Below are 13,309 nucleotides of genomic sequence, written 5' to 3'. Positions count from 1 at the left end.
TGTGTTAGAGAATACTTAAATATTGTTCAAGAGGTATACCTCGGTTCTTGTCTTCATTGTCCTTATTGCGGAAAATGAGCTCATAAACGCCATCCATTGCCTTTTGAGTTGCATCAATCAGAGATTCTTCATTGAGCAAATGGCCAATAAGGATAGCCGAAAAGATGTCACCTGTGCCAGGGAAATGTACGGGAATCTCCTCATAGCAACGTTGAAAATACTCATTGGTAATATGGTTATAGCCCACCACCGAAGGTTTCCCATCAACAGGAATGCTTGTGATGAGCACCGATTTTGCTCCTATCTGACGCAAGAGATCAAGCAAATGATAAGCTTCTTCCCTACTAACTCCCTGCTGGTTATACGTACTATCAGTCAGATAACAGGCTTCCGTGTAGTTGGGATAACATAGATGTGCCACGCTCAACATCTCTCTCATACTCTTTATTGCGGCTGGAGTTACACCATTATATAGCTTTCCTTCGTCACCCATAATAGGGTCAACAAAGATTGTTGTGCCTGTGGCGACTTGCTCAAGACAATAGCGTGACACGATGGCGGCTTGCTCTTCGCTGACGATAAAGCCTGTAGCAATGGCGTCAAATGTAAAGCCTAACTCCTTCCATACAGGGAAAACACCACGTATATAGCTTGTAGTATCCATGATGTTAAACTTGCCATAGTCGAGTGTATTGGATACCAATGCCGTCGGAAGATTATAAGTTGGGTGGCCGAAATACGACAAAATAGGGAGCATAGCGGCTGTAGCCACCTTGCCATAACCTGCAATGTCGTTGATCAAAAGAATTTGTTTCTTACTCATTTTGACTTTTCTCTATCAGTGGGCAAAGGTAGTAAAAAGTTAAGAGACAACGCCTTTATACTGAAATTAATTACTACATCGATGATAATTTCATCGGTGCCATAACATATAATGTATGAGAAGCAGCTCTGAAATCTATCTTAATATCCGAGGAAATACAGGATAACATATTTCTGCCAAAGGGGAGTGAGCTGCTTATATGTAGGAGTTTGCACCTCACGCACACATCTCCCCGCATCGTCATATACCTTCATTTGCAGTATCTTTGAATTTGAAGGATGTCGCAATAGGGTTGAAATGAGCCGATAACCTCGCGTCGAACAACGATACATTCGCTCTTCAACAACATCGTTACTAACGTCATGTGTATCGACAATGCAACGGGCTTCATCGAAGATAGTGGGGGATTCTAACTTGTCAAAGAAAGGCTCATGCACATATTTTCCTTGCTTTTCAGACCATAAAAAGACTTGTCTTTTTGTCAAATTGTAAAGCCAAACGGCGAAATCTCGATGCCCATCGAAGTTATAATCACGTTGATCTACCCAATACTCCGAACCAATCTTGCCCAAATCAAGCGTCTGAAGATAATGTTTATTGCTATAAATGTCAAGCTTAAATGCCCCATGTTCTGTTTTCGATTGCCACGAAATATAAATCTCTTTGTCGCCTTTCCACCACTCACGGTCCTCTTCTACCTGCGCTTTCTGCCCTTCGGGAGTCAACGTTTCAAAGGCTTTCATATAGCTTTCCCAGCCAAGATGCTGTTTGTTTGGCATCACATAAAACTCTGCTGTGCCTACATCGAGGTCGTTAGAATCAGGGATTCGTCCCACGCCGAAATTCGCTTTCTTCGATACTTTCGTGCGATAAGAGGTCCAATGTCCCTCAAATTGGTTGTTATTATAGCCGTCTGCACCATCTTCTGTACTATCAAAATAGGCCGTATCTTGATAGATAATAAAATATGAAGAAAAACTACCGGCGAAGAATCCCGAACCATTTTGTGTCTTATCTTCATTAAAACGATATTACGCTTTCAGTTTATATCGCTTGACATTAGGGTCTAATTGTTCATTCGGAGCAAACGAATGAAGGTCTATTCTCCCTGTAAAACTACATAGGTTTTGCTTCACCTTACTTTTCCCTTCCACATGATACCAATGCGGATTGACCTTATCTTTATAGATTGTATCAAAGTGCATATAGAGCCGTTGCCCATTACCGATATACCCCAAAAGGTCATTTCGCATCAGCACCTGACTATAGTCATATCGCAAAAGTTGCTCGTTTAACTTATTGTTTGGCACTTTAGCAAAGCCCAAATAGACAGAACAAACCAGCAAGAGCATTGCTATCATCAGTTTTTTCATTACCATCACGCTTGTTTTATAAGGTTGAACATCAAAAGAAAACACTAACATTGCAAATTTATATAATTTATATTGAAAAGCAAGAGCTTAGCAAAAAATATACTTCTAAAATCAAAATAGGCCATGATTTTAATTGACTCATTCTTTAATATGCAAACAGAGATTTCAAAGATAAAATCAAAACCAACTATACTTCCAGTCACTTTTTCCACCTCCTATTAACCTCTTACGTTGCAGCTAAAGTCAAATCAAATCACCATCCTCATGCAATAGATACACACCCTGTATTTATCGAGATGGCAACGCTGTAAGCGTTGTACCTTTGATAGCCCAGGGTTGGCGAACGAAAGCGAAGTCTACCCTGGGTCGTTTGCCGTGAGTGGTAACAACGCTGTAGGCGTTGTACCTTTTATATATTAGCTTTTTATCGCAGCATTCCACGCAGAAAACGTACATCACCCACGGCGTTGACCTCCTCACTACATGCATAACCCAGGGTAGGCTGACGCCAACCCTGGGCTATAAGACGTACAACGCCTTCAGCGTTGAACTGAAGTGGCATTCTAATCTGCGCCATGTTACGCACTAATTTGCGTCAAATGCCCCTGTGTTTTGCCGTATTTTACACGATGAAATGCCCCAAATCATTTGACGTTTTATTATCAACATTATCGTCACTACAATTGTTTCATCTCGCAACTCGGTACGAGTTGTTCCTTTGATAGCCCGGGGTTGGCGAGGAACGAGCCTACCCCGGGTAAACGTTCGCAAGGAGATTCAACGCCATAGGTGTTGAGCTTTTTCTGTGAAGGCACGCTTACAATAAAACGTTTCATGGCGGATTAATCAAAAAAAGCGCAACACCGATGGCGTTGTTCCACGCACACCATACCTCAACCCAGGGTAGCCTGCACTGTCGTTTGGCAACCCTGGGCTATCAAAAGCGCAACACCTACGGCGTTGGTACGTTCAATCCGTAATACAATTGACGCCAACATGTGAATAGATAAATGGCAAAATATGCCAATATTTCAATGGATATATCCTCCATAATGAATGCGCTCACCATGCAACGCCATGGATGTTATGCCAATCTTCTAATGAGCGTATTTGTCATTATGAATGTTTTCAACACGCAACATCGTATGTATTATGATGATTACTCAATGAATGTGTTTAACATTGTGACTGTCCTCATGGGGCAACTCGGTACGAGTTGTTCTTTTGATAGCCCGGGGTTGGCGAGGAACGAGCCTACCCCGGGTAAACGTTCGCAAAGAGATTCAACGCCATAGGTGTTGAGCTTTTTCCAAGAAGACACGCTTATAATGAACCCTTTTATGGCGGATTAATCAAAAAAAGCACAACACCGATGGCGTTGTTCCACGCAAACCATACATTAACCCAGGGTAGCCTGCACTATCGTTTGGCAACCCTGGGCTATCAAAAGCGCAACACCTACGGCGTTGAAACATTTATTTTATAACATGATTAATGGCAATATACACCTGAATTAATGGCAATTTAATCCGAAAAAGCGCAACACCGATGGCGTTGTTCCACGCAGAAAAAGTACAACACCTACGGCGTTGACCTCCACACTACACGCATAACCCAGGGTAGGCTGACGCCAACCCTGGGCTATCAAAGGTACAACGCCTTCAGCGTTGAACTTAAATGGTATTATAAACAGCGTCATTTCATGCGATAATCTGCGTCATTTCATCGTGTAAAACGCGGCATATTATGCGATGATTTGTATCAAATCATTTTACCTTTAATTATCAACAACGCCAACATTCCTAATTACTCCTCAAACTACTCCCTCCATTTGCAAAACTAATTACTCCCCTCTCTCTTCGGAGAGGGGCTGGGGGTGAGGCTTTGTTTCCCTTTCTCTATTCCACAAAGGGGCTGGGGGTGAGGCTGCAAATCGTTGGAGTCTCAGCTTTATCTCCCTCCCCTCATCCACTAACCCCACAGAGAAGCGGACTCACAGCCACTTGTTTTGAGCCATAAGATAACGTATTTCGCACTGAGAAGCGAGTTCATTTGCGAGCTAATGACGAAGAAGACGGGGCGTGAGAAGAGGGAAACGAGGGTTAAAGTCCATCCGAATCATTGTCTTCTTCCATAAAAGGATTGAACTTAGCTGGTTGTGATGTGACTCTACCTGAACCCGAAGAACTGCCTCCCGGGGTAAATTATCCTGCGCTACCAGAGCCTCCACTCCCTGCTAATAGCATGGAATCAAATTATAACTGAAGTGTTTTTGTGAATGGTTTTGAATAACTTTTCATGTTGAGTAAATTTATTTATTGTTGCTTTGTCTGTCGTTTTGTATTGCACTCTCTATGATAGCCTCCTCTTTTTACAGGCACTTTGCCGCCTTATTTTGAGGTGGTTGTAAGTTGAGAGGTTACATTTTATCGTTTCAAACACACCTCCTTCCACGGAGGTTTCAGCCTTGTTGAGTTGTCTTAAAAGTTGAAGGGCATTGCACATGTGCCTTAGTTTGCAATCATCGAGATTGCAATGTCACGAAGACATGCTTGCACACGCGTGCTATGATGCCTTTATTGCAAAGGTATAGAATAACAAATGAGGTTACACTTTCGCACTACCGAATTAAAAGTTAATTAACAATCGTTTCACTTTATCATACGATAATCTATACAATATCATCAATTATCGTCGTTTATTTGGCTGATAAAACAAAATAATTACAGCCGTTTCTTTCGATGTTTCATTAGCCGAAGGATAAAAGTTCGGGGCAAACTGAGACATAACAACAGCAGTGTTGCGGTCCAATAGACCCAACCTTCGACCGTGAGAACAGCCGTAAGAGTCAATAAAGCGAGGCCGAAATGAAAGCCAAATCCATGAATCACGCGACGAGATGGGCGGTAATCATAAATAAAATAGGTGAAGATGGTGACGAAAATCAATTCCAACAGCGAGGCAACGGCAAGCGCATAACCCGTTGCAGTGAGTCCGCCGAGCCAATAACCCACAATGACCGACACGACAAACAGCAAGGCGGCGACTGCCTCTTGAATCAAATAATAGCGTGAATTGCCACGAGCGAGGGCGATATATTCAAGAGGAAGCGTCATGGCTCGCATGTACATGGCAAGTATACTGCCTCGCATCATGTTGACAACAGGCAGAAATTCGTCGCTGAAAAGCAAGGGAAGCAGCCATGGCAACAAGGTGGTCATGGCGATAAGCAACGGAGATATTGCCATCAAACACATCTCTATTTGTCGGTTTACGACACAATTGAGCGTGCTTTTTGAATCTATTAAGCCCGAAAGACGTGGAAAATAGTCGGTTTCCATGGCATGAAACACCATGCCACCATAGGTCATTGTAACCATGAATCCAGCGTTATAAAGGCCTACAATGTGTAGATTTCCGGCATGAGAAAGGTAACTTCTGACGATGAAGTCGGCCGCACTGGCCAATATTCCCGATGCAACGAAGGCCAAACCTAAGCGTATCATGCCCGTGCCTTCTTGCATTTCATGCCATGAAAGTCGTAGGTTGATGGGATAACGGCGCAGAGAAAACATCATGAGGATAGTCCATTGGAGGAGTGCCGCCACAACAATGGCAGGCACAATCGCGGCATCTCGCCACACATAGAACATCGGAACAGACGTCAACAAAGCGCCCAACACACCATAAACAGATTGTAAAGCCAAGGCGCGCAGTTGGCGAGTGGCTTTCAAAATGGCTGATTCGCCAGCCGCAAGTGCTATAAAAGCAATGGTGGGTGCAAGGAAAACGAACTGCAAAGTGTGGTTACCCACGGCGAAAGTAAACCGATTAAGCAATGGACTTAGCACCATACAAAGCAACATTCCGACAAGCGCTGTGAGCAAAGTCCACATGCGAATGATGCGTATTTTGTGGCATAACAGCTTATGATCTCCCTGTTCATAGGCCGCCGAAAGCTCGCGAACAGCACTCATTGGAAGTCCCATTGAGGTGGCATCTGACAACAACTTGACCGTAGAATTATAGAGTGTGATGAGTCCCATGCCTGTAGTGCCGAGCAAAACTGCCACAATCTTGTTACGAACAAGACTCATTAAGATGTTCAATCCCTGTACACTGCCAAAGAGACCCATGGCTTTTAGGATGTGAATATAGCTGTTGTTACTGGCTCTTGGCATGTATTTATCTTACAATAGCCACTTTACAAACAACCCCTTTTCGCCCATCTTGGGTCGCCACTTCAATCATATAAACTCCTGAAGCCACACGTTTGCCGTGACGATCACAGCCATCCCAGGTGAAAAGTCCACCGTTGCTGCGTCCTTCTTGCACGAGAGTTCCGTTTGAAGTCGTTATCTTTACATCGGCATTAAAGGCAAGTCCCGTGATGTTTATAGGTCCGTTGTAATCTGGTTTAACAGGGTTGGGATAAGCATAAACCTCGTTTTGCGTCATCTCCTCTTGGGGTTTGGTCGCATTACTCTTATAAGAACAAAGCCCATTTGCCGTTCCAAAGAACACCTCTCCAGTGGTTTCGTTGATTGCAATGCTTTCAATGGTGTTGGAAAGTAGCGGACTATTCTCTGCCGTGAAGTGCTGAAGTTCTTCAATGTTGTTGCTACTGACAAGATAAACTCCATTATCATTCGTTGCAAACCATTTGCGATTAGCCCCATCAATGACGATACCCGTGATGTCAACTCCATTCAACAAGTAGTCAGCATAACCGCTTCCGTCGTCACGTGGCACTTTAATTTGCTGGAAAGCTGGGCTTTCTTGGTTCATCTTTGCAGGCTGAAGCATCAACGGACCGACGTTTGTTCCAATCCAAATATTGCCTTCTTTGTCCTCAACAGCACACCGAACATTCCATAAATCCTTAATCGTTTCGCCGTCTTCATTTACAAACGACGTGATGGTTTTAAGCTGGTTGTTGGCCGTTTGATATTGAATGAGCGATGGTTGCTGCCAGTTGTCATTGACAAACCACATTGTTTTGCGGCTATCAAAGAACAAATTGCGCATGTTTCCCAAGCTTCTTGTGTTGAGTTTCATGAGTTGTGGCTGTTTGAAAGCCTTGAATTCATGGTCTTGATAGGCTATAATTGACTGGGAAGATGCCTGACTATTCAAGATCCACAAACGTGATTCGGTGTCATAACCCAAGCCTTGTATGAGCACATAGTTAGGGTTTCCATCAGCCAAAGCCGATTCAAGTATGCTGTTGTTTGGGCTATAATGTTTAATGAAATGCTGGTCTTTATACTCATAAAGTCCTGTTCTTCCGCCTGCAAAAAGATGGGTTTCATCTTTCGGATCAACTGCAAGTACGCTAAGATCTACGTATGCTACGCCTGTCTTTGCAGCGATTCCGTCAGACGCATAGATGCTCCACGCTGTGCCATCCCACACTTGGATGCCGGCCGGTCGCTCAAGATCGGTCGTCACATTGTATCCCCCTGTGCACGAATAGAGCTTATTTTTATAGAAGGTTAGATAGCCAAAGTGATTCGATTTCGGTCCGCCGGGATGAGCATCTGCCACTTTTGCCCACAAAGCGGAAGTGTCTTCGGGAGACTTTTCCACATAGTTTCCCACGCGATGCCATTGGTTTCGGTCGGCAATATTGGCCGTTAGTGGCGCCGAATAGATGCCCGCTGCCTTACTTGCTGCATAGATTTGGCTGTCACGCACATAGCAATAATCGACCGAAAAGCCCAATTTATAGGTGTCACTGACCTCAGCTTCAGCTGCATTTAGTTTCACAATACCAAACGCTGTGGCCATAAACACATAGCGGTTGTAGGCATAAAGACTGTTAATAGTCTTGTTGTCAGTCGTCGAAGTGTTATAGTAGGCGCTGACATTTGTCACTTGTCCGGCGTCATTTACCAAGTCGATGTTTTGATTTTCATAGGCCACCACCAAGCGATGTGCCGCCTTGTTGTAGGCAATGTGTGTGATATTGCAGTCGCTAAGGCCATTAACCTTATCAAAGGTGCGCACACTTTGGTCTTTCGTGTCATAGGAATAAAGGCAGTTACTGGCACGAACATAGAACAAAGTGGCATTGGCTTGCACTATCTCTTGTGGCGAATCATAAGATAAATAGGTGCGCCATGTGAAAGAAGAAAGAAGGAAAAAGCAGCACAAGCCTATGATTCCGCTCCTTGTTCCTCGCCAAAGCAGGGGGAGAAAAGCATAGGTTTGAAGCTTGAGGAATACTTTATTAGCGTAGTATCTGATAGTTTTTATCATCATGATCATCATTAAGTAGCCATACGTTTGTGGCATATCACTCCCCTGTTTTAGAGGAAGTGTCGGCAGAGAGCCCTTTCTTCAAAGCCTCAACAGCCCTTGCGCGGTGACTGATGCCATTCTTAATGTCTTCTCCAAGCACTGCAAAGCTCTCGTCATAGCCCTCGGGAATGAAGACAGGATCATAGCCAAAACCAGCCGAACCGCTTCGTTCGGTGGCGATTTTCCCATTGACTTTGCCTTCAAAGAAAGTCTCGTTGTAGCCATTGGGGTTGGAGTCGTCTCGCCGAATGAGTGAGATTACCGTGCGAAAGCAGGCATTTCGGTCGGTAATTCCAGTCATTTTACGCAGTAATTTGGCTGTGTTTGCTTCGCTGTTATGGTCAGTTCCTTCGGCATATCGCGCGCTATATACGCCTGGCTCGCCATGCAAGGCCTCAACTTCTAAGCCGGTATCGTCGGCAAAGCAATCGAGTCCGTAATGTTCAAAGACGTATTTCGCCTTCAAATGTGCATTCTCTTCGAGTGTGTTTCCAGTCTCGGGGATGTCTACATGGCATCCTATCTCGGCCAAAGAAACAACATCATAGGCGCTGCCAAGAATCTCTTTAACCTCTGAAAGCTTATGTTTGTTGTTGGTTGCAAATACAATTTTCATCCTTTTAACTGCTTTTTCTTGTTGGCTTCTAACTTCTTTTTGATGCTAACTTTCATCTCATCAAAGCCTTCTCCGTATACACCTACGACACTACTCTGGCTTACAAAGGCGTTGGGGTCAATGAGTTTGATGAGTCGGAAGATGTCCGTGCTCTCGCGTTTCTTGGCGAGTATACAGAGCACTTTAATCTCTTTACCCGTATACCAGCCATGACCGTCGAGGATAGTCACGCCATGTCCTGTCTCCATTCCTATGGCGTTGGCAATCTCTTGGTATTTCTTTGAGAAGATCATAAACTGTGCACTCTCCCTGCGTGCATTCATAATATAATCTAAAGAGAAGTTTTCGAGCGTCATAACACATAATCCAAACATCACCTTATGGGCTCTTTCGAAGTATGAACCGAATTGAGGGAAGAACATACAGCTACCAATGATGCAGAAATCTACGGCAATTAACACCGTGCCGAGCGACACATTGTGATACTTATTGATAGAGGCTGCGATGATATCTGTACCTCCCGTTGAGCCATTGTGCAGGAAGACGGTTGATAAAGCCACACCCGTGATGACGCAACCAATAATCATTGACATGAAGTCTTGCCCCTCTCCAAGGAGCTTTATGGGTAGACCATTGGGCTGTTTTGGTATGATATCCTGCGCCAAAATCAACATAAAGTAGAGTAAGAAGATAGCATAGATGGTCTTAAACAAGAACTTAAACCCCAAGATCTTCAAGGCAACGACGAGCAAGGCAAGGTTAACGATGATGTAAGTGTTTTGCACATGGAAGCCCGTTGCATAGTAGATGATGGCTGCAAGACCTGTAACTCCGCCAGCAACTATCTGATAAGGCATCAGGAACACAGTGAAAGACACCGTGTAAAGCATAATACCGAGGGTGATGAAAAGGTAATCTTTCACCTCATCCCATACCTTTATATTCTCTAACATTTATTTAATGACGATATTAACGATTTTCTTTGGCACGATAATTACTTTCACAATCTGTTTCCCATCAATGTATTTCAGGCTGCGTTCATCGGCTCTTACCTCACTCTCTATTGTGGCGTTGTCGGCATCTGCGGCAAAAGTCTTTTGATAACGAGCCTTTCCATTGAAGCTGATTGTAAGCTGAATCTCGCTCTCTACGAGGTATTTCTCGTCGTAGTTAGGCCAAGATGCGTCGCAAACTGAGCCCTCATTACCTAATACATGCCATAGTTCTTCGGCAACATGAGGAGCAAACGGTGCCAACACTACAATCATTTTCTGAAGTAATTCAACGTTATGGCACTGCTGTTGTCCCATCTCATTGACGGCTATCATGAATGCCGATACGGCAGTGTTATAGCTGAATTTCTCAATGTCTTCAGTCACTTTCTTGATGAGTTTGTGTACAGTCTTGAGACTTTCCTTTGTGGGTTGCGCATCATCTACAACGAGTTTATCTTCTGTTGTGCGTCCCCAGAAGAGACTCCAGAACTTCTTTAAGAACCTATGACAGCCGTCAATACCATTCGTATCCCATGGTTTGCTGGCCTCAACCGGACCTAAGAACATCTCATATAGACGCAAAGTGTCGGCTCCATAGTCTTTAATGATGTCGTCAGGATTAACAACATTGTACATGCTTTTAGACATTTTCTCTACTGCCCAGCCACAAATATACTTGTCATCTTCAAGGATGAACTCAGCATTATTATATTCAGGACGCCATTGTTTGAATGCTTCAACGTCAAGAATATCATTCTTTACGAGGTTCACCCATACGTGAATAGGAGTTGTTTTGTATTGATCTTTAAGCCCTTTTGATACAAATAACGGCGCCTTTGAATGGTCTTCGCTGACAACTCGATAGACAAAGTTAGACCGTCCCTGTATCATTCCTTGGTTAATCAACTTCTTATACGGCTCCTCTTGACAGCTAACACCGCAATCATAGAGGAACTTGTTCCAGAAACGGCTATAGATTAAGTGACCCGTTGCATGCTCAGTACCCCCTACATAAAGGTCAACACTCTGCCAATATTCGTCAGCTTCCTTGCCCACAAGAGCGTGATCGTTGTGTGGATCCATATAACGTAGGTAGTAAGCAGAGCTTCCTGCGAAGCCAGGCATAGTGTTAAGTTCGAGTGGAAAGACTGATTTGTCGTCAACAAGTGACTTATCTACGACTTGCTTCTGACGCTCATCCCAAGCCCATTTCTTTGCTCTTCCCAAAGGAGGTTCGCCATTTTCCGTCGGCTTATATTGGTCGATATCGGGCAATTCGAGTGGTAAGCACTCCTCAGGCAGCATATAAGGCATTCCGTTTTTATAGTAAACAGGGAATGGTTCGCCCCAATAGCGCTGACGAGAGAATATGGCATCGCGCAAACGATAATTCACTTTAACGCGTCCAAGCTGGTGTTTCGTCACGAAATCCTTAGTTGCAGCGATGGCCTCTTTAACGGTTTTACCATTGAGATTGAAGCCATCGAGGGTCTGAACTCCCTCACGTGGCGAGTTCATTACAATGCCTTCTTTGGCATCAAAGCTTTCTTCTGTGACGTCAGCTCCCTCAATCAGTGGGATAATGGGTAAGTTAAAATGCTTTGCAAAGGCATAGTCTCGGCTGTCATGTGCCGGTACTGCCATGATTGCTCCAGTGCCATAACCAGACAAAACGTATTCAGATATCCACACAGGTATCTTATCTCCCGTGAAAGGATTAATGGCATAACTTCCACTAAAGACGCCCGTCACCTTGCGATCACTCATGCGTTCGAGTTCGGTTCGCTTCTTCACGTAAGACAAATAGTCATCAACGGCGGCACGTTGTGCGTTGGTTGTCAGCTTATCTACTAACTCACTTTCAGGTGCCAAGACCATAAACGTAACGCCAAAGATAGTATCTGCGCGTGTCGTGAATATCGTAAAGCTACCCTCTTCGGCTGTTTCCTTGGAACCTTCTGCGTTATTTGAAGACGCCTCCGAGCCGAGACAATACTTAAATTCCATTTCCGTTCCTTCCGAACGACCTATCCAATTGCGCTGAGTTTCTTTGATAGAATCGGTCCAATTGATATGTTCTAAGCCGTCAAGTAGCCGTTGTGCATACGCCGAAGTACGCAAACACCACTGTTGCATCTTCTTTTGTACAACAGGATATCCACCGCGTTCGCTCACACCATTAACCACTTCATCGTTTGCAAGCACTGTACCTAAGCCGGGACACCAGTTTACTACCGTCTCACCCAGATAGGCAATGCGATAGTTCATCAGTGTTTTCTGCTGCTCAACCTCACTCATCGACTTCCACGTTTCAGCCGAGAAATGAAGCGATTCGCTTTGAGCAACGTTGAGATTCTCCGTTCCTTCGGTCTCAAAATGCTTGATAAGGTCAGCGATTGGATAGGCCTTCTGCGTGTCGTTGCAAAAGAAACTATTAAACATCTTTATGAAAGCCCATTGTGTCCAATGGTAGTATTTCGGGTCACAAGTGCGTACTTCGCGATCCCAATCAAACGAAAAACCAATCTTATCCAGTTGTTCGCGGTAGTGATCGATATTGGTTTCGGTCGTGATTGCTGGGTGTTGACCAGTCTGAATGGCATATTGTTCAGCGGGAAGTCCATAGGCATCATAGCCCATTGGATTGAGAACATTGAATCCTTGCAGGCGTTTGAAACGCGCATAGATGTCACTTGCGATGTAGCCTAAAGGGTGACCAACGTGCAATCCAGCCCCAGAAGGATAGGGAAACATGTTGAGTACATAGAACTTTTGTTTCGACTTGTCCTCCGTAACCTTATAGGTCTTGTTCTCTGCCCAGGCCTTTTGCCATCTTTTCTCAATTTCACTGAAATTATATTCCATTGCTACCTTGTTTTATTTATATTCTTTTTGTCGCGTATTTTCGTCTTCATTCAGACATATTTTCACGTGTACAAAGGTAAGGTTTTTAATTTATAATTCATTCATTCTCCTTGCATAATTCGATGATTGCTTGCGTGTTTTTTCCAAAAATCAGTGACATGGTAGTGAGAACGAAAGCGAAACAGAAGATTTTTTATTGGGGATAGCTACGTGATCTCCCGCTTTTAAATCCGACAAAACGAAATGTAACACTTTTGCAAAACGAAACGTGCAAATTTAACATTTCGTTTTGCATTTTTTGCACTCATTTTATTTGATGTTTAACAATACATTA

Annotated in this window: 11 protein-coding genes and 1 pseudogene; 2 read left to right on the top strand and 10 right to left on the bottom strand. The window is 43.9% G+C overall.

What is annotated here, in order from left to right; translation table 11 throughout:
- Positions 1-4: 4 nt before the first annotated feature.
- From HMPREF9145_RS08650 to HMPREF9145_RS12995, 4 genes are all read right to left on the bottom strand, one after another.
- Positions 5-823: a pyridoxamine kinase gene (locus HMPREF9145_RS08650; RefSeq protein WP_021825793.1), complete on the bottom strand. Its 819-nt coding sequence runs from the start codon at positions 821-823 to the stop codon at positions 5-7.
- A gap of 140 nt (positions 824-963) precedes the next feature.
- Positions 964-1,659: an XAC2610-related protein gene (locus HMPREF9145_RS13970; RefSeq protein ID WP_021825863.1), complete on the bottom strand. Its 696-nt coding sequence runs from the start codon at positions 1,657-1,659 to the stop codon at positions 964-966.
- Positions 1,660-1,854: 195 nt separating this feature from the next.
- A complete protein-coding gene (locus HMPREF9145_RS13965; protein ID WP_231369781.1) occupies positions 1,855-2,196 on the bottom strand; it encodes a hypothetical protein in 342 nt (113 codons plus the stop codon).
- Between the two features lie 424 nt (positions 2,197-2,620).
- Positions 2,621-2,758, bottom strand: a complete 138-nt coding sequence (locus tag HMPREF9145_RS12995) for a hypothetical protein (protein ID WP_021825845.1) — start codon at positions 2,756-2,758, stop codon at positions 2,621-2,623.
- Positions 2,759-2,877: 119 nt separating this feature from the next.
- On the opposite strand from HMPREF9145_RS12995, the pseudogene HMPREF9145_RS12990 reads away from it, so the two are divergent.
- Positions 2,878-2,985: pseudogene (locus HMPREF9145_RS12990) on the top strand (tetrahydrofolate synthase); the annotation flags it as partial.
- Between the two features lie 245 nt (positions 2,986-3,230).
- On the top strand, positions 3,231-3,491 hold the full coding sequence (locus HMPREF9145_RS08640) for a tetrahydrofolate synthase (RefSeq protein ID WP_081697733.1): 261 nt from the start codon (positions 3,231-3,233) through the stop codon (positions 3,489-3,491).
- 218 nt (positions 3,492-3,709) lie between these two features.
- Here the strand turns inward: HMPREF9145_RS08640 and HMPREF9145_RS12985 are convergent, their stop codons facing one another.
- From HMPREF9145_RS12985 to leuS, 6 genes are all read right to left on the bottom strand, one after another.
- Positions 3,710-3,895 carry a hypothetical protein gene (locus tag HMPREF9145_RS12985; RefSeq protein WP_021825968.1) on the bottom strand — a complete coding sequence of 62 codons (186 nt, stop codon included), beginning with the start codon at positions 3,893-3,895 and terminating at the stop codon, positions 3,710-3,712.
- Positions 3,896-4,919: 1,024 nt separating this feature from the next.
- Entirely contained in the window at positions 4,920-6,377 is a 1,458-nt protein-coding gene (locus HMPREF9145_RS08635) for an oligosaccharide flippase family protein (protein WP_021825826.1), read from the bottom strand.
- A 4-nt stretch (positions 6,378-6,381) separates the two neighbouring features.
- The gene (porZ, locus tag HMPREF9145_RS08630) at positions 6,382-8,493 is read right to left on the bottom strand and encodes a type IX secretion system anionic LPS delivery protein PorZ (RefSeq protein ID WP_021825811.1); all 2,112 of its coding nucleotides are present in this window, start codon (positions 8,491-8,493) and stop codon (positions 6,382-6,384) included.
- A gap of 1 nt (position 8,494) precedes the next feature.
- On the bottom strand, positions 8,495-9,115 hold the full coding sequence (locus HMPREF9145_RS08625) for a non-canonical purine NTP diphosphatase (protein ID WP_021825958.1): 621 nt from the start codon (positions 9,113-9,115) through the stop codon (positions 8,495-8,497).
- Positions 9,112-10,068: a YitT family protein gene (locus HMPREF9145_RS08620; protein ID WP_021825894.1), complete on the bottom strand. Its 957-nt coding sequence runs from the start codon at positions 10,066-10,068 to the stop codon at positions 9,112-9,114. The genes HMPREF9145_RS08625 and HMPREF9145_RS08620 overlap by 4 nt, the downstream gene beginning before the upstream one ends.
- Entirely contained in the window at positions 10,069-12,975 is a 2,907-nt protein-coding gene (gene leuS, locus HMPREF9145_RS08615) for a leucine--tRNA ligase (RefSeq protein WP_021825799.1), read from the bottom strand.
- Positions 12,976-13,309: the final 334 nt, after the last annotated feature.

The organism is Segatella salivae F0493 (genome assembly GCF_000477535.1).
GTDB lineage: Bacteria > Bacteroidota > Bacteroidia > Bacteroidales > Bacteroidaceae > Prevotella > Prevotella salivae.
This window is presented reverse-complemented; position numbering and strand designations above follow the sequence as displayed.

What these genes read in the sequence shown, in the direction of transcription:
- HMPREF9145_RS08650 (WP_021825793.1), bottom strand. Translation starts at nt 823, where the DNA reads ATGAGTAAGAAACAAATTCTTTTGATCAACGACATTGCAGGTTATGGC.
- HMPREF9145_RS13965 (WP_231369781.1), bottom strand. Translation starts at nt 2,196, where the DNA reads ATGAAAAAACTGATGATAGCAATGCTCTTGCTGGTTTGTTCTGTCTAT.
- HMPREF9145_RS12995 (WP_021825845.1), bottom strand. Translation starts at nt 2,758, where the DNA reads ATGCCACTTCAGTTCAACGCTGAAGGCGTTGTACGTCTTATAGCCCAG.
- HMPREF9145_RS08640 (WP_081697733.1), top strand. Translation starts at nt 3,231, where the DNA reads ATGGATATATCCTCCATAATGAATGCGCTCACCATGCAACGCCATGGA.
- HMPREF9145_RS12985 (WP_021825968.1), bottom strand. Translation starts at nt 3,895, where the DNA reads ATGACGCTGTTTATAATACCATTTAAGTTCAACGCTGAAGGCGTTGTA.
- HMPREF9145_RS08635 (WP_021825826.1), bottom strand. Translation starts at nt 6,377, where the DNA reads ATGCCAAGAGCCAGTAACAACAGCTATATTCACATCCTAAAAGCCATG.
- porZ (WP_021825811.1), bottom strand. Translation starts at nt 8,493, where the DNA reads ATGCCACAAACGTATGGCTACTTAATGATGATCATGATGATAAAAACT.
- HMPREF9145_RS08625 (WP_021825958.1), bottom strand. Translation starts at nt 9,115, where the DNA reads ATGAAAATTGTATTTGCAACCAACAACAAACATAAGCTTTCAGAGGTT.
- HMPREF9145_RS08620 (WP_021825894.1), bottom strand. Translation starts at nt 10,068, where the DNA reads ATGTTAGAGAATATAAAGGTATGGGATGAGGTGAAAGATTACCTTTTC.
- leuS (WP_021825799.1), bottom strand. Translation starts at nt 12,975, where the DNA reads ATGGAATATAATTTCAGTGAAATTGAGAAAAGATGGCAAAAGGCCTGG.